Here is a 16,115-nt window from a genome sequence, read left to right on the forward strand (position 1 = left end):
AAGGGGACAAAGATAGACAAGTTTACCTACCCGGAAATAATCTTCGGACAAAAAATAACCTTAAATTATCCGTTCAGGGTGGATCATCCCTTAAACGTAAGTTGAGACAAAAAGAGATGCAATAACGAAGGCTCCAGCAGCATTGGGAAAATCAATCCATAAATAGCCCCGTAGAAATGGGCATTATGATTTATGTTATCTCCTGTTTGTTTCGCCATATACTGGCAATAGGCCAGGTATAGCAAGCCGAATACGATTCCGGGGACAGGCAGCACGGCGAAAAACAAGATCTTTCCCCAAGGATCAAGGAATATAGAGGTAAATAGAACCGCCGATACCGCTCCAGACGCACCGATAGAGACATAATACGGATCATTACGTCGTTTTATCAAATCATAAAGCGAAGCCACGATCATTCCCCCGAAATAAAGAGCCAGATAAGCCCCACTGCCGAATCCCATATATCGAAACGTTCGTTCAATATAGAGACCAAATGACCAGAACGTGAACATATTCACTAGCAAATGTGTCATATCCGCATGGATAAATCCATGTGTCACGATACGATAATATTCATGATTCCGGATCGTACGATATGGGATAAACGCTAATTTCATAAATAACTCCCTATTACTAAAACAGATAAAAGAGAGAATCACTGTTATTCCAATAATTAAATAAGTAATCATATATTCTATTGTTTTTCTGATGAGCCACAAAGCAAAGCATAAATTCCGGTTTATACAAATATCAGGTATATATTATCTAAGCCAAAGGAAAAACAAGAATCCCCAAAGAAAAACAGATAACAGTAAAACCAAAGGCTTCAAAACTTTATCGCAAAAATAGCTCCTTACTTTCTTTCGATCAGGAATATTTTCCACTGCGATAACACGATTCACCTTATTCGTCCTATCAAAATAGGAAGAATATAGAATCAATATATAAAAACCGAATATTTGCAAAAGAAATAGGATGGAGACTAATGGCTTTTCATATCTTTTCTGTTTCTCTTCTATTTTGAATTGCTTTAAATCAATCTCTTTTATAACCCGAATCAATGTTTTCTTTTCTTCCAATATTAAAGAATCTAGATTCTCTGAAAAAGAAGAATCTAGACTTTTTAAATTCTCATAGTACCGGACCATACTATCAATTCTATTTCTTTCTGTATTCAAAGAACTCAATTTCATACTTTCAGCAGTCATATCTATATATGATATAGAAAAAGGGAAAAGTAAGAAAGCTAAAGACAACACATTACCACTAATAACAACAAATGTTTTATTCAAGCCTCTGTTTAGTTCCTTCCAAAAAATATTTGTCAAAAAGAACACACTAAGCTGTATAATACAAGCAATACATAAAGTACGTATGGTATACCCCACTAATTGCAGCCAATTCTCCATCGCTTCTACATCTACAGTAATACCAAAGAGGGTCACCGCATAAATCAATGTTATAACCATCATTAATCTATGTTCTTTCTTTAATCCAAGTACCAGATCAAACATTCTTTCCCACATACTATCCTTATATTTTTTCGCCAAAGATACAAAGATTGCTTTAAGCACATGGTATATAATAAAAAAGTGGATAAGCCTTTTCTCATATCCACTTTTTTATTTGTTACTTGAATAAGAAGCTACTTCTTGCTATCGATTACCAATAACGGAGTATCGGTGTGGAATAACATCTTTCTCGCGATCGAAGGATTGAACATTCGGGCTAGGATATTACGGCGATATGTGCTTAGGGCTATAACATCAATTTGTTTATCACGAACAAATTTCTCGATGGCTAACAGCAAGTCACCATCGGCAAGCACCGTATGGGAAATATGGGCATGTGGATATTGTTTCTTGAAATATTCACGGACGCCTGTCAAACGAATCTCATTCCATTCATCTTTGCTGGTAGAGATATTGAATAGATGAATATTAAAATCAAAGCCTTTGATGATTTCCATGAACTCGTCGAAAGCGACCAAATCTCTCTGGTTAAACGATGTAGCGAAAGCGATATTCTTAGCGTCTCTCAAATCCGTGAAAGGAACATTCTCCGGTATCGCCAATACAGGAACCCGGTTCACCTCGATAACCTCTCCGGTCACGCTACCGATCAGATCCATATCTTTTTGGCTCTTACCTCTCGTTCCCATCACGATCAATGTCGGATGATACTCCTTGCTATAAGCGATGATCTCCTCTTCCGGCAAGCCTTCACGTAATACATAATCGTATTTTACCTTGGGTAATTCGCCAGAGGACATCTTCCGGTTGATATGCGTACAAATATTCTCCATATCGATACGGACACGTTGTAAGATATGCTGTACGGATTCCTCCTCGTTTACTTGGTAAGCTAATGTATCTCCCATCGGGATAGCAGATGGAAAATAGGGGCTGAAATAGGCGTGCATGATCATCACCTCCGCACCTACCGCATGAGCGTAATTAATTCCCAACTCACAAGCCTTGGCGGAATAATCCGAGAAATCAATCGGGATCAGAACTTTCTTGACCGCATTAACCTTCGCCTCTTCCTCCTTTGGTTCCTCAAACCACTTATTGTCTTCAATAATGCGTAAAGCATGCGGTAAATCACTCTCCTTAATACGCACACGCACTCCTGCCGAAACGACCGGCTGAATCTGGTTTACATTATGTATATAGACCTCTATGCCTTCTGTTTCGAGGATTGTCTTGAGAATCTGGGCTTTCTCGAACGTGTGGATAGCCAATGTCACTAATTTATCTTCCATACTCAATACATTTTTATAGATGAAACAATCGGGATTTATGAATTGTTGAATATAAAAAAATCCCAAAGCGTTCTTTCATTTAGCTATGGGATTTTTTATACGAATGAATTTCTCTTACGCTTTCTGTGCTTCGGCATCCTGACTCTCGGCCAGTATCTGCAAAGCACGCTCGAAAATAGTCGTATCATCTAAAACAACCAACCCTCCGTCTGGACCGGGCTCGATATGGAAACCACAACTCCGTCCATCTTGAAAATTATGTCCACCGAAATAGTTGCGAACTGTCTCAACCTTTAATCCCAACTCATCAGCGATGCGTTGTATACTTCCGTCAGGTAACGAATCTTTAATTCTTCTCAGTTCGTTAAATGTAATCGTCTTTGTCATGGCTTTCTTATTTTGAAGGTTAATACTTTTGTTTAATATTATGGCACTAACTTAGTCATTTAATAGCATTGAAACAAATTATTATTGAGAAAATCAGCTGAAAACAAATATGCTTTACGACATACTTAACGAAAATCTCTTATATTAAGCACGATACCAATTGCTCATTAAATAGAGCTATTAAAAGGATGGTCAACCAAATCGCATAGGTGATCAAACGTTTCCGGGTATCCGAGTAAATGGCCTCCGGACGTACCCAAGAATCTGCCGGAATCAATTTAGGCCTTATATAGAGGTATAACAGATATACAAGATACCCGAATAGCAGACCGGATAAAGCTCCCGGAATAATATCCGTGATAAAATGCACTCCTAAATAAATACGAGTATAGGAAGTCAAAATCGCCCAAAAGAAAATAGTCCATCCAAATAGCTTATTCCGGAAGATCAGCGCCATCAAGGTAGCGAAACCGAAAGCGTTCGCCGCATGGCTGGAGATAAATCCATACATACCTCCCCGATAACCGAACACCACCTTTACCTGATCCATAAAATCAGGGTGATGAGTCGGACGGAAACGGGTGAAGATGGGCTTACAAACATGCGAAGCGAACTGGTCGCATAGCGTGATCGTCAAGACTATGGCCAATAAGATCAACAACCACTCCTTCCAGTTCTTCTTATAGCACAATACCACCAATATAAAAAAGGCTAACGGTAGCCAAACCGCCTTGCCTGAATAGATCCACATAAAGCGATCTAAAAAAGCGGAGTCGCTACCGTTAAGCATAAAGAACGCATCACGTTCCCAAACCAATAATTGTTCTAGCATGTATCAGATTTTTTCTATGTCTTTACTAGGCATCCATCCTACGTTCCCATCCTCAAGCTCGATCTCGCTCCATTCGCCGAGCGTACTCTTCACGGTCACGTTCGTTCCCTCATGTAATACGAAAAGATCCGTACCGCTAGCGTCGGGCGAGCTTTTCACCGTAACGGTCGGGGCGAATACGATGGCATGTTTACGGTTTATCATCTCATCCTTCTGGTCGCTGGCGAATATATTGGCAAAAACAACCATGATAATAAATAGGACACCCAAATAGAAACCGATCTTCTTCAAGCGTACCCAACGGGAGAAAAAGAACAAGATCAAGCAACCGATAAACAACAGGAAGCACACGATACCTGTCTTCGCCCAAGAGTCTGCGGAACCGAGGTTCTCCACGCTCTTAAACCATTTGACCAAGAAAAAATCACCAACCGGCTCAATCTTATCGATCGTCTTCTGACGGGCCATCTGTAAATTGAAGCGAGCATCGCTATCACCCGGATCCAGCAGAAGACAACGTTCGTAGTTCAATATAGCCGGAGCGATCTTACCCGCCTTATAATAGGCATTTCCCAAATTATAATAAACGGCGGCAGACTCGCCATTGCTCTTCAAGATTCCCTCATATAGCTCGATCGCCTTCGCATAATCTTCTTTCGTATAAGCGACCTCGGCCTCCTTCAAGGCGGTATCTTGCGCATAAGCGGATCCTATCAGACATAGAGTCAATAAGAAAAACAATACCTTTCTTAAATTTATAGTCATCTTCATCTTCTTACTTTTTAATTGTATTCTCCATTTTACCAATAGCGTCTACCGTCAGCTCATACAGCTTATCCATAGCGTCTGACGCTTGGGACGGAGCGTAACGAGCGAACTCACAAGTATTCAAGATATCCATGAACTCATTCGTCAAGGATTCGTCTACACCGTATTTAGCCAATTCTGTCTCTACGTTATCCTTGGTCAGATCGGATTGCGGGATACTCAGCTTATCGCTCAAATAGCCCCACAACGCACGCAGTACCTCGTCGTAGAATTCTTCCTTCTTGTTCTCTTTCATCAGCTTGCCGGCGTTCTTCAGACGTCTAACCGCCATCTTGTTCGCCTTCTTGGTACGAACCAAGGCGATGTCGGCGTTTTCCTTCACCTGCTTACGATAAATAAAGAAGAATACGATAAACAAGATAGCCGGTACGATATAGCAAAGATAATACATAAAGGAACCGAAGAAAATACCATCACCTCCCTCGATAAAGGAGAAGCCTTTCGTCTTTAGGTAACGGATATCCTTGCCTAAGTATTTCACGCTCTCTTTATTACTGAAGTTCGATACGACCGGGGAAGAACCACTACCACCCTTGCCTTGCTCCACATGCAACTTATAAGGCTCGGACTTGATGGTCTTATAGGAACCGGACTTGATATCGAAATAGGAGAAAGCGATCGCCGGGATCTCGAAATCACCTGCGTAACGGGGTATCGCCATATATTCGATCGTCTTGCTTCCACTGACACCGGCAGTCGTGGTCTTGATGTCCATCTCTACTTTTGGGTCGTAGACATCGAAATCGTTCGGGAAAACCACTTCCGGGTTCTTCACCAACTTCACGTTTCCGTTACCCGTGATTTTCACCTTTATGGTTACAGCCTCGTCTGTCTTGACGTTGTTCGAGCTGATATTAGCCGTCATGGAGAACGTACCTACGGCACCGGAGAAAGAAGCGGGCTTACCGGAGGGCAAAGGCTTCACGTCGATAGTAACCGGAGAGGTGGTCAACACCTTGCTCACATCCCGATACGAGTCGAAGAAGCTATCGAAGATGCTACCGCCGCCCGCTTGTTGCATACGGACACGCACCACGGCATCATACTTTCCACCTTCGATCGTGATCTTACCGGAACGTTGGGGATACAGGATCACCTGACGCATCACGGCCGACTGGTAGTTACGCCCGTTGTAGTTTTCCAAGGTCAGTTGTTTCTCTTGCGGCAACTCAACCTCTTGTACCAAGAAACCCTCGAACTCCGGATATTTCAATCCCGTAATCGAGAAATTTTCCAAGGAATAGACCTTGAAAGTCACCAAGAAACCTTCTTGCTCGAACACGCTTCGTTTGGATACGTCCATCTTCACGAACAGCCGATCGTTAGAGATCGCCCCGCTCGCCGTCGTTGTCTCCGCCTCTTGCTTACCCGCCTTATCCGCCGGAAGCACCTTGATGGCCAAGCCATTCGATGTATAATTAGAGCCGTTCACCTTGATCGTTGCCGGAGCTATATTAAACGTACCTTCCTTCTTCGGCATCAAGACATACGTATACGTAACGGTTGTCTCGCTGGTACTCTTCCCGTTCACCCAGCTACTGCTATAGGAGGTGGATTGGGAGGGACCCATTAATACGTCAAAGTCTGGCATCTCCTGCACTCTCAAATCCTTGCCTTCGGCATTGACGGTGAAAGTTAAGCGAAACTGCTCTCCCATTACCACCGCTTGGGGCGCCGAGGCCTTGAAGGTCACATCCGCGGCCTTTGTCGCCACCCCAACCGTTAACATCAGGATGAATAAGAAAATTAATTTCCTCATTGTGTATCTCATTTTTTCGTTAATTATCCAGTTTACCACTCCTTCTCGGTCTTCCGGCGTTGTTGCTGTTGCATCTGCGCCTTCTTCACTTTCTCTTGAGTGTCTTTCTCGTCTTGCAGGAAGGCATCCAACATCTGCTGGGCATTGTCCTTGCTCATTTGCTCGTTGGATTGCTGTTGCTCTTGGGTCTTATCCTGTTTCTGGTCGTCTTGCGGCTGTTGTTGTTGCTGTTGCTGCTGATCGTCCTTCTGATCCTTGTTCTCCTGCTTGTCGTCGTTCTGTTGATCTTGGCTCTGATCCTGATTCTGCTGATCCGACAGCAGTTTTTGGGCCAAGGCCAAGTTATAACGGGTCTCGTCATCTTTCGGGTTCAAGCGAAGCGATTGCTTATACACCTCCACGGCCTTGCCGTAATCCTTGTTCTGCATGAAGATATTTCCCATGTTATGATACACCTCCGACAAGCGTGCCTTCCCTTCCGGCGTAGCCACCATCTTCTCCCCTTGCCCGGCGATCAATTGATATTGCTCGGCGGCCTCGGGGAACTTGCCTTGCTTGTATAGGGAGTTTCCCAGATTATAGGTTCCTTCCGTAGAGCGGGGATTCACCTCCAAGCTCTTGCGATAAGCGATCTCGGACTCGGTGTATTTCTCGCTCTCATAAAGTTTATTCCCCTCACGCACGTTCTTCCGTTCCGCTTTCTGAGCAGAGACCGCCCCGGCACTGAGCGCCAAGACCGATACCCATATCATAGATTTATATATACGTCTCATCACTTCGTCGAATTAAGAGAATAATTTTACTTTCCTAAATATACGGTTCTTACGATCCAAGGTCATGAAATCGGCGATCAAGAGGAACAAAGCTATCCAAGCGAAAATCTGGAACTGCTCGTCATACTCGGAATAGACCTTGCTATCCAGCTCCGTCTTGTTCATTTTCTCGATTTCTTTCTGAAGGGCTTTCAGGGCGGAGTTCGTATTGTCCGCACGTACGTACATACCGTTTCCGGCGGCGGCGATCTCTTGACCCATCTGCTCGTTCAGCTTCGTGATCACCACGTTTCCGTCCTTATCCTTCATATAATTATTACTTCCTTGGATGGGGATCGGAGAACCTTTCGGATCACCCATTCCCACGATGTTCACGTGGATGCCCTTCTCGGCGGCGGCTTTGGCGGCACCGATAGCGTCGTCCTCATGGTTCTCGCCGTCGGTGATCAAGATGATCGCCTTATCGGTCGTCTCGTCCGGGGTAAAGGAACGGGCGGCCAAGTTGATGGCGGCACCGATCGCCGTACCTTGCGTAGAGACCATCGACGGGTTGATAGAGGACAAGAACATCTTGGCGGAGATATAATCCGAGGTGATCGGCAACTGCGTGAAAGCGTCGCCGGCGAACACGATCAAACCTACCTTATCATTCGTAAAGCCGTCCGTCAATCGGGATAGCATCTGTTTGGCTTTATCCAAACGGTTGGGCGACACGTCCTCGGCCAACATGGAGTTGGATACGTCCAGACACACCATGATCTCTACTCCCTGACGCTTCACCGTCTCCAGTTTCGAGCCGAATTGAGGCCCCGCTATAATAAAGATAACCATGGTAATGGCTCCGAACAACAGCCAAAACTTCAGATGCTGGCGCTTGGTCGATACCTCGGGCATCAACTCGGCCAACAACGTAGGGTTACCGTATTTCTTTATCGCTTTCTTCTTCACGATCATGGCATACACGTAGAACGCCACCAATGCGGGAAGGAGAAAAAGCAAATATAAAAAGTCCGGATGCGCAAATCGAAACATAAGCCTTTTATCTTTATGGTATATTTCTCAACAATGTATTTCTCAATAAGATCTCCACCAGCAACAAGGCGAACACCAGCAAGGCCCAGTTCTTATACTCCTCCTGCTTCTTGCTGTACTCCTGTACGCTGATCTTGGTCTTCTCCATCTGGTCGATCTCGGAATAGATCTCCTTCAGGCTGGCGTTGTCCGTAGCACGGAAATATTGCCCGCCCGTGGTAGAGGCGATCTGCTTCAACGTAGCCTCGTCGATCTCTACCGGTATATTCTGGTACTGCACGCCGAAAGCGGTCTGGAACGGATACGGCGCCATGCCTTTCGTTCCGACTCCGATCGTATAGACACGCACGCCGAACGTCTTGGCGATCTCAGCGGCGGTAACCGGAGCGATCTCGCCGGCGTTGTTCGAACCATCGGTCAGAAGGATGATCACCTTCGACTTAGCGTGGCTGTCCTTGATACGGCTCACGGCATTCGCCAAGCCCAACCCGATAGCCGTTCCGTCTTGGATCATACCGCTTTGGATATCCTTGAAGAGATTCAGCAAGACCGTATGATCGGTTGTCAACGGGCATTGCGTAAAGCTCTCGGCAGAAAAGACCACGAGACCGATGTTATCGTTCGGACGGCCGTTGATGAACGACGCGGCCACATCCTTCGCCGCCTCCAAGCGGTTCGGTTTCAAGTCTTGCGCCAGCATACTCCCCGAGATATCCATCGCCAACATGATATCGATACCTTCCGTGGAAGAATTGGACCAACTATTCGTGGATTGCGGACGGGCCAAGATCACGATCAGCAACGCTACCGCTACCATACGCAACACGAAAGGCACGTGACGCAAGTACACGATCCATGATGTCGCTCCCGGCGCCTCGAACGCCTCCGACGAGGAGACCTGCAAGCTGGCCTGACTCTTGCTCAGCTTGTAGACGTACCATCCGATCATCGGAATGAGCAACAACAATAAATATAAATAATTAGGATTCGCAAATACCATCTCTTAATCCTTTAAATTAGTTGTATCGTTCGTAGATTCGGGCTCTTGCATCTCCTCCACCTTCGTCTGGTTCACGAACAAATACGCATTCATCATACTCAAATCATTCTCATCCGGCAGCGGGTTCATCTTGGCGAATTTCACGAAGTCGGCCAATTGCAGAATCTGCCTCAAGTTATCGTACACGCTCTGCGCCTCAGAGTTCTTGCGGATCAGCTCCAAGATCTCACCGGAAGTCATCTCCATGGCATTGATACCGAAACGTTCCTCGATATACTTACGCAGCGTATCCGTGATCAAGGTGTAATACTCCTTGCTTCGTCCTTGCTGCCAGAGTTTCTGTTGCTTGATCTCGTCCAGTTCCTTGATAGCCTGCTCGTGAGGCGGAAGTTTCGGCTCCTCTTTCTTGAATGGGATCAACGACTTCTTCGCACGGATCCGTTTCACGATATAGGCGATCACGCAAATCAAGAACAGGGCCAGCAAGATCCCGTAAATGATCGGATAATAATCGGCCCATACGAAAGGCGGCTTCCATACGGTCTTGATGTCGTTGAACTCCTCCGGCTTGTCCGCGTTCACGGGAATCGTGGAGACCTTCAAGGCGACTTGGTTGGAATATACGGTATCCACCCCGTCTATCACCTTCAACGGAGGTAATAGATAGAGTGACGAATCAAACGAGGTAATCAATACATCCTGCTTGATAACGAGCCGGTCGTTCTCGATCTCCGTGGAGTCCGCCTTGGAGAGATTCAACACCTCCACACCCGTCATCAAGGTATCGTTCGGGATCACGATCTGCACAGGGCGATCCTTATCCGCCGTTACCGTAAGGTGCAAGGTAGTCTGCTCTCCGATCAATATGGCGGCCGAGTCGATAGCGACATCGATCAACGGCCTTTGCGCATATGCCCTTCCCCCCACGAGGGAAGCGGCGGCGACCAGAAACAGGATACTTTTCTTTATCAATTTCATCTGCTTGCTTTAATTACGTTTGTCAAAAAGAGCAATCAATGCTTTCACATAATCATCCTCGGTACGGACAGAGACGGAGTCTACACGGCATTTCTTGAACGTATCGCTCATCTTCGCCTGCCGTTTCTCCCACCATTCCTTATAGGCCGCACGCACACCGGCGGAGGAACTGTCTATCCATTGCTCCTTCCCGGTCTCGGCGTCCTTGATCTTCATAAGGCCTACGGCGGGAAGCTCGGTCTCACGACGGTCGTACACCTGAATGGCTACCATGTCATGCTTGCGGTTGGCCACCGTCAAGGCGTCCTTGAAACCCTCCTTGTCAATAAAATCGGAGATGAGGAAAGCCGTGCAACGCTTCTTGATGGCGTTGGTCAAGTATTTCAACACTTGGCTGATATCCGTTCTTGTCTCCTCGGGATGGAAATCGATCAGCTCCCGGATGATATATAAGATATGTTTCTTTCCTTTCTGGGGCGGGATAAACTTCTCGATCTTGTCCGAGAAGAACACCACGCCGATCTTATCGTTGTTCTGTATCGCCGAGAAAGCCAAGGTAGCGGCGATCTCGGTGATCACCTCCTTCTTCATGACGTTGACGGAGCCAAAGTCACGGCTACCGGACACGTCGATCAGCAGCATCACCGTCAGCTCACGCTCCTCCTCGAACACCTTGACGTAGGGGCGGACGTAGCGGGCGGTCACGTTCCAGTCGATATCCCGGATATCATCGCCGTATTGATATTCCCTTACCTCGCTGAACGCCATACCACGGCCCTTGAAAGCCGAATGGTACTGGCCGGCGAAGATGTTACGGGAAAGACCACGGGTCTTTATCTCGATACGGCGTACCTTCTTTAATAATTCGCTTGTCTCCATTTAAGGAACTTCTACTTTATTCAAGATCTCGCTAATTACCTCCTCTGAAGTCAAGTTGTTCGCCTCGGCCTCATAACTCAAGCCGATACGATGGCGCATCACGTCGTGGCATACCGCACGGATATCCTCCGGGATCACATAGCCCCTGCGCTTGATGAAAGCGTACGCACGGGCGGCCAACGCCAAGTTGATAGACGCACGAGGGGAAGCGCCGAAAGAGATCATGCTCGCCAAGTTCGGCAAACCAGCCTCAGCCGGGAAACGGGTAGCGAAGACGATATCCACGATGTAACGCTCGATCTTCTCGTCCAAATAAACCTCACGAACCACGTTACGGGCGTCGAGGATCTCCTCTTTCGTTAAGATCGGCTTGATCTCCGGACGTTCTCCGGATATATTCTGGCGTATGATCAGTTTCTCCTCCTCCTTCTTCGGGTAATTGATGATCACCTTCAACATGAAACGGTCTACCTGCGCCTCAGGCAACGGGTACGTACCCTCCTGCTCGATCGGGTTCTGGGTAGCCATTACCAAGAAAGGCTTCGGCAACTTGTAGGTATGCTCGCTGATCGTGACCTGACGCTCCTGCATGGCCTCCAACAAGGCACTCTGTACTTTCGCCGGGGCACGGTTGATCTCGTCCGCTAACACAAAATTAGCGAAGATCGGGCCTTGCTTTACCTGGAACTCTTCGCTTTTCTGACTGTAAATCATCGTACCGATCACATCGGCCGGAAGTAAGTCCGGGGTGAACTGGATTCGGCTGTATTTAGCGTCGATCAACGACGACAATGTTTTAATGGCAAGTGTCTTAGCCAAACCCGGCACACCTTCCAACAGGATATGTCCGTCCGAAAGCAAACCGATCAACAAGGATTCAACCAAATGCTTTTGTCCGACGATTACTTTGTCCATACCCATCGTAATCATGTTCACAAACGAGCTTTTACTTTCAATTCGCTCATTCAACTCACGAATGTCTACTGTCTGACTCATAAGATTTATTCTATTATATTGTTATTATATTGTCCCAATTTTACGTTGATTTTTTAGGATGCACAAAATTAGAAATGTTAAATTCGTATCCTTCACTTTTGCAGTTAAATAATACTAACCAACACTTCCTCGTTTTGTTTTATTTTACTTAAAAAAGGGGGATTTCTCTTACTCCCCGGCAAGTATCTCTGTTTGTAGGGCGGCGGCTTTCTCCCGCGACTCACGGCTCTTGGCATCGATGCCATACGATTCCGGTGCGGGTATCTCGATCACGGTACCGATCGGGACGTTGTTCGGGTCTTTTATAACAGCCTTATTATGTTGGTAAATATACACCCAGAATAATTTATTGCCATAATATTCCAAGGCGATCACGGTGAGGCGGTCGCCATGCTTGATCTTCACCTGCCCCAATGGTTTTGGCGCCGGTTCCACATAAGGCTCCGGTTCCGTATGCGGGGTCTTCTCCGCTACCGAGTCCGGATGAAGCATCCAAGCTGATTCTTGAACCGTGTCCTTGGCCGTATTCTTGGCTTCCGTTATCACCTCTTCTTGGGCAGGCGCCGGTTTCCAATTATTTCTTCCCAGATAGAAGAATACAGAGATTACGATTATCAAAAAGGCGACGATCATTAATACCCCCTTTTCCTCCGGTTTCCTACGGGCTTGCTCTTCCGGTCTCTCTGGTATGGGAGATGGCTCCGCGGGCGGTTCCGGTTCCAATCCACGTTCCGGTTCAGATACCGATGACGGCTCCGGATCAAACGCTTGCTCTGGCTCAGGCAATGGTTCAGGTTCAGGTTCTAGTATCGGTTCGGGCTTCTCTTTGGGCTGAGTATTTGCCAAAGGGATTTCCTTATCCGGCATTACCTCCTCCACGGACTCGTCTTCCGTTTCCTTCTCCTCTACGGACTCATCCATGTCCGAGAAATCCACGTTCTCGTTGATCTCTGTCGTCTCAAAGATAGAGAAAGGCTTGTTTACCTGTTCCCGCAGGTCTTTATCCGGCAGGAAAGAGAATTTATAATGTTCGGGGATCAAGAAACGTTCACCGGTATTCACGTGGATACTCTCCCGCTTCTCCACAGAGATAATCTTGAAAGTACCCAAGCCCTTTACTTTTACGATCTTATCCGTATAGACCCCTTCGGATACCACCGAGATAAAATCTCTCAAGAAACGCTCTACCTCTCCTCTGTCCTTGCCGGTACGCTCCGATAATAAACCGGCTAAATCTTGTATATTCAGCCGGTTATTCATGATCACCCAATTCCTTTAAACGATTCTTCACGGTCGTTCCGGGCTTGAACACGGGAACTAATTTAGGGGGAACCAGATATCGCTTCCCGTTCGCCGGATTCACGGAAATACGTTCCGCTTTCTTTTTCACCTCGAACTGGCCGAAGCCTTGCAGATAGATCGTATCGTTATCCACTAATTTCGAACTTACGACGGAACTGAGCGCAGAAAGCATGTCGGATACCTCCTTCGAGGTCCAATCCATGCGATTCGCCAATTCCGTTATAAGTTCCTTGTTTTTCATATCTAATTCCATAACAGTTCGTGCTGCTATATTAGTTATTTTTTCGTTAACCGACAAATATATTGACAGTTTTTACATCAATTCAACACTTTACCATACAGATCAAACGCTTGTGCGTCAATCACCTTTACTTGGTAAAAGCTACCCGGACTCAAGGGAGTATCCTTGGAAATCAATATTTCCGGATCTACCTCGGGCGAGTCATATTGCGTACGTCCCACGTAGAAATCCTCCTCCTCCCGGTCTACGATCACTCGGAAGGTCTGCCCTACTTTCGAGGCGTTCACGTCGGCGGAGATGCCTTCTTGCACACGCATCAAGTAATCCAGTCGGTCTTGCTTCACCTCCTGCGGGATCTCGTCTTTATAATGCTGATAGGCATAGGTACCCTCCTCATGGCTATAGGCGAAAGCGCCCATACGCTCGAAGCGGATATCTTTCACGAAGCGGATCAACTCCTCGAAATCCTGTTCCGTCTCGCCGGGATGACCCACCATCAAGGTGGTGCGTAGATGGATGCCCGGCACTTCCCGGCGCATACGCTCCAGCAGCTCATACGTCTCGGCCTTCGTGATATTGCGGCGCATCATCCTCAACATCGGGTCGCTGATATGCTGGAGGGCGATGTCCATATACTTGCAAACGTTATCACGCTCACGCATCACCGGCAACAGGTCATAGGGGAAATGAGACGGATACCCGTAATGCAAACGAATCCACTCCACGCCCGGGATGTCGGATACCCGCTCCACCAGTTCCGGCAAGGCCATTCGCTTATAGCGATCGAGGCCATAAAACGTAAGATCTTGGGCGATCATCTGGAATTCTTTTACGCCTTGCGCCACCAAGCCACGAACCTCGTCTACGATCTCGTCCATCGGACGGGATTGATAAGCCCCGGTTATGATCGGGATCGAGCAGTAAGAACAAGTACGGTTGCATCCCTCCCCGATCTTCACGTAAGCGTAGTGCCTCGGGGTGGTGAGCACACGCTCGGTAGCCAGCTCTTGATGGTACGACTTGCCCAGATCGGAGATCAACTCCATCCAATTGAATTTCCCGTAGAAACGATCTACCTCGGGAAGTTCCTTCTCCAGATCTTTCAAGAAACGTTCCGACAAGCAGCCCATCACGAAGAGCTTCCCGATCCGTCCTTTTTGTTTTTGTTCGCCCAGCTCGAGGATCATATTGATAGATTCCTCTTGGGCGTCGCCGATGAAACCACAGGTATTCACCACCACGATCTCGCCATTGATCTTATGGGGATCATGCTCTACCGTATAGCCATTGGCAACGAATTGGCGCATAAGTTGCTCCGAGTCCACTAGGTTTTTCGAACACCCCAGCGTAATAATATCTACTTTATTTTTTCTCATTCTCCAAATAACGAATTGACAAACTCACGTTTGCGGAATACTTGCAAATCCTCCATCCCCTCGCCGAGTCCGATATATTTCACGGGGATACGGAAATGGTCGGAGATACCGATCACGACACCCCCCTTGGCTGTACCGTCCAGTTTGGTCACGGCCAAGGCGTTCACCTCGGTGGCGGCGGTAAATTGTTTCGCTTGCTCGAAAGCGTTCTGCCCGGTAGAGCCGTCCAATACCAACAAGATCTCGTGGGGGGCGTCCGGGATCACCTTCTTCATCACGTTCTTAATCTTGGTAAGCTCGTTCATCAAGTTGATCTTGTTATGCAGACGTCCGGCGGTATCGATAATCACCACGTCGGCATCGTTCGCCTTAGCGGAGCTCAGCGTATCGAAAGCCACGGAAGCGGGGTCCGAGCCCATGTTCTGCTTCACGATAGGTACGCCTACCCGCTCGCTCCAGATCACCAGTTGCTCCACGGCGGCAGCACGGAACGTATCGGCGGCGCCCAGATAGACCTTCTTGCCGGCTTTCTTGAACTGGTAGGCCAGCTTACCGATCGTGGTCGTCTTACCCACCCCGTTCACGCCTACGACCATGATCACGTAGGGTTTCTTGCCCTCCGGAAGCGCGAATCCCTCGGCATCCTCCGTATTGTTCTCTGTCAGCAAGCTAGCGATCTCGTCACGCAGCAGGGTGGTCAATTCTTGGGTGGTGACATACTTGTCACGGGCCACACGCTTCTCGATACGGTCGATGATTTTCAACGTGGTATCTACACCGACATCCGAGGTAATCAGTACTTCCTCCAAATTATCCAACACATCGTCGTCCACCTTACTCTTACCGGCGATCGCCTTGGTAATCTTGGAGAAAACACTTTCTTTTGTCTTCGATAGACCTTTATCCAAGGTTTCCTTCTTGTCTTTACTGAAAAAGCTAAAAATACCCATATTTATTTTGTTTCTGTT

Annotated in this window: 17 protein-coding genes; all 17 read right to left on the reverse strand. The window is 47.1% G+C overall.

Annotated features, from left to right (window positions below):
- Window positions 1–83: 83 nt before the first annotated feature.
- On the reverse strand, window positions 84–689 hold the full coding sequence (locus DW033_RS00210) for a rhomboid family intramembrane serine protease (RefSeq protein ID WP_005862629.1): 606 nt from the start codon (window positions 687–689) through the stop codon (window positions 84–86).
- A 72-nt stretch (window positions 690–761) separates the two neighbouring features.
- On the reverse strand, window positions 762–1,526 hold the full coding sequence (locus DW033_RS00215; protein WP_005862631.1) for a hypothetical protein: 765 nt from the start codon (window positions 1,524–1,526) through the stop codon (window positions 762–764).
- 119 nt (window positions 1,527–1,645) lie between these two features.
- The gene (locus tag DW033_RS00220; protein ID WP_005862634.1) at window positions 1,646–2,764 is read right to left on the reverse strand and encodes a universal stress protein; all 1,119 of its coding nucleotides are present in this window, start codon (window positions 2,762–2,764) and stop codon (window positions 1,646–1,648) included.
- A gap of 114 nt (window positions 2,765–2,878) precedes the next feature.
- Window positions 2,879–3,151: a hypothetical protein gene (locus tag DW033_RS00225; protein WP_005862635.1), complete on the reverse strand. Its 273-nt coding sequence runs from the start codon at window positions 3,149–3,151 to the stop codon at window positions 2,879–2,881.
- A gap of 139 nt (window positions 3,152–3,290) precedes the next feature.
- A complete protein-coding gene (locus DW033_RS00230; RefSeq protein ID WP_008772270.1) occupies window positions 3,291–3,983 on the reverse strand; it encodes a phosphatase PAP2 family protein in 693 nt (230 codons plus the stop codon).
- 3 nt (window positions 3,984–3,986) lie between these two features.
- Window positions 3,987–4,754 carry a tetratricopeptide repeat protein gene (locus DW033_RS00235; RefSeq protein ID WP_008779812.1) on the reverse strand — a complete coding sequence of 256 codons (768 nt, stop codon included), beginning with the start codon at window positions 4,752–4,754 and terminating at the stop codon, window positions 3,987–3,989.
- Between the two features lie 4 nt (window positions 4,755–4,758).
- Window positions 4,759–6,570 carry a BatD family protein gene (locus DW033_RS00240; RefSeq protein WP_048927246.1) on the reverse strand — a complete coding sequence of 604 codons (1,812 nt, stop codon included), beginning with the start codon at window positions 6,568–6,570 and terminating at the stop codon, window positions 4,759–4,761.
- Window positions 6,571–6,602: 32 nt separating this feature from the next.
- Entirely contained in the window at window positions 6,603–7,343 is a 741-nt protein-coding gene (locus DW033_RS00245; protein WP_005862642.1) for a tetratricopeptide repeat protein, read from the reverse strand.
- Between the two features lie 12 nt (window positions 7,344–7,355).
- A complete protein-coding gene (locus DW033_RS00250; protein WP_005857235.1) occupies window positions 7,356–8,375 on the reverse strand; it encodes a VWA domain-containing protein in 1,020 nt (339 codons plus the stop codon).
- A gap of 13 nt (window positions 8,376–8,388) precedes the next feature.
- A complete protein-coding gene (locus tag DW033_RS00255) occupies window positions 8,389–9,375 on the reverse strand; it encodes a VWA domain-containing protein (RefSeq protein WP_005862644.1) in 987 nt (328 codons plus the stop codon).
- Between the two features lie 3 nt (window positions 9,376–9,378).
- Entirely contained in the window at window positions 9,379–10,353 is a 975-nt protein-coding gene (locus tag DW033_RS00260; RefSeq protein WP_044544754.1) for a hypothetical protein, read from the reverse strand.
- Window positions 10,354–10,362: 9 nt separating this feature from the next.
- Window positions 10,363–11,232, reverse strand: coding sequence for a DUF58 domain-containing protein (locus DW033_RS00265; protein WP_048927245.1), 870 nt, complete (start codon window positions 11,230–11,232; stop codon window positions 10,363–10,365).
- Window positions 11,233–12,228 carry a MoxR family ATPase gene (locus DW033_RS00270; RefSeq protein ID WP_005857243.1) on the reverse strand — a complete coding sequence of 332 codons (996 nt, stop codon included), beginning with the start codon at window positions 12,226–12,228 and terminating at the stop codon, window positions 11,233–11,235.
- Window positions 12,229–12,396: 168 nt separating this feature from the next.
- On the reverse strand, window positions 12,397–13,488 hold the full coding sequence (locus tag DW033_RS00275) for an HU family DNA-binding protein (protein WP_005857245.1): 1,092 nt from the start codon (window positions 13,486–13,488) through the stop codon (window positions 12,397–12,399).
- On the reverse strand, window positions 13,481–13,771 hold the full coding sequence (locus DW033_RS00280; RefSeq protein ID WP_008778384.1) for an HU family DNA-binding protein: 291 nt from the start codon (window positions 13,769–13,771) through the stop codon (window positions 13,481–13,483). The genes DW033_RS00275 and DW033_RS00280 overlap by 8 nt, the downstream gene beginning before the upstream one ends.
- A gap of 77 nt (window positions 13,772–13,848) precedes the next feature.
- Window positions 13,849–15,147 (reverse strand): 30S ribosomal protein S12 methylthiotransferase RimO, encoded by a 1,299-nt coding sequence (rimO, locus tag DW033_RS00285; RefSeq protein WP_122380564.1) that lies wholly within the window; start codon window positions 15,145–15,147, stop codon window positions 13,849–13,851.
- Entirely contained in the window at window positions 15,144–16,097 is a 954-nt protein-coding gene (gene ftsY, locus DW033_RS00290; RefSeq protein ID WP_005857252.1) for a signal recognition particle-docking protein FtsY, read from the reverse strand. Before ftsY ends, rimO begins: the two co-directional genes overlap by 4 nt.
- Window positions 16,098–16,115 lie beyond the last annotated feature (18 nt).

Origin of the sequence: Parabacteroides sp. AF39-10AC, from assembly GCF_003635405.1 — a bacterium.
Classification (GTDB): domain Bacteria; phylum Bacteroidota; class Bacteroidia; order Bacteroidales; family Tannerellaceae; genus Parabacteroides; species Parabacteroides distasonis.

Excerpts from the sequence above, each read along its gene's own strand:
- DW033_RS00230 (WP_008772270.1), bottom strand. The coding sequence starts at position 3,983 with ATGCTAGAACAATTATTGGTTTGGGAACGTGATGCGTTCTTTATGCTT.
- DW033_RS00270 (WP_005857243.1), bottom strand. The coding sequence starts at position 12,228 with ATGAGTCAGACAGTAGACATTCGTGAGTTGAATGAGCGAATTGAAAGT.
- DW033_RS00240 (WP_048927246.1), bottom strand. The coding sequence starts at position 6,570 with ATGAGGAAATTAATTTTCTTATTCATCCTGATGTTAACGGTTGGGGTG.
- DW033_RS00220 (WP_005862634.1), bottom strand. The coding sequence starts at position 2,764 with ATGGAAGATAAATTAGTGACATTGGCTATCCACACGTTCGAGAAAGCC.
- DW033_RS00255 (WP_005862644.1), bottom strand. The coding sequence starts at position 9,375 with ATGGTATTTGCGAATCCTAATTATTTATATTTATTGTTGTTGCTCATT.
- DW033_RS00275 (WP_005857245.1), bottom strand. The coding sequence starts at position 13,488 with ATGAATAACCGGCTGAATATACAAGATTTAGCCGGTTTATTATCGGAG.
- DW033_RS00260 (WP_044544754.1), bottom strand. The coding sequence starts at position 10,353 with ATGAAATTGATAAAGAAAAGTATCCTGTTTCTGGTCGCCGCCGCTTCC.
- DW033_RS00215 (WP_005862631.1), bottom strand. The coding sequence starts at position 1,526 with ATGTGGGAAAGAATGTTTGATCTGGTACTTGGATTAAAGAAAGAACAT.
- DW033_RS00225 (WP_005862635.1), bottom strand. The coding sequence starts at position 3,151 with ATGACAAAGACGATTACATTTAACGAACTGAGAAGAATTAAAGATTCG.
- ftsY (WP_005857252.1), bottom strand. The coding sequence starts at position 16,097 with ATGGGTATTTTTAGCTTTTTCAGTAAAGACAAGAAGGAAACCTTGGAT.
- DW033_RS00245 (WP_005862642.1), bottom strand. The coding sequence starts at position 7,343 with ATGAGACGTATATATAAATCTATGATATGGGTATCGGTCTTGGCGCTC.
- DW033_RS00280 (WP_008778384.1), bottom strand. The coding sequence starts at position 13,771 with ATGAAAAACAAGGAACTTATAACGGAATTGGCGAATCGCATGGATTGG.
- DW033_RS00235 (WP_008779812.1), bottom strand. The coding sequence starts at position 4,754 with ATGAAGATGACTATAAATTTAAGAAAGGTATTGTTTTTCTTATTGACT.
- DW033_RS00250 (WP_005857235.1), bottom strand. The coding sequence starts at position 8,375 with ATGTTTCGATTTGCGCATCCGGACTTTTTATATTTGCTTTTTCTCCTT.
- rimO (WP_122380564.1), bottom strand. The coding sequence starts at position 15,147 with ATGAGAAAAAATAAAGTAGATATTATTACGCTGGGGTGTTCGAAAAAC.
- DW033_RS00265 (WP_048927245.1), bottom strand. The coding sequence starts at position 11,232 with ATGGAGACAAGCGAATTATTAAAGAAGGTACGCCGTATCGAGATAAAG.
- DW033_RS00210 (WP_005862629.1), bottom strand. The coding sequence starts at position 689 with ATGATTACTTATTTAATTATTGGAATAACAGTGATTCTCTCTTTTATC.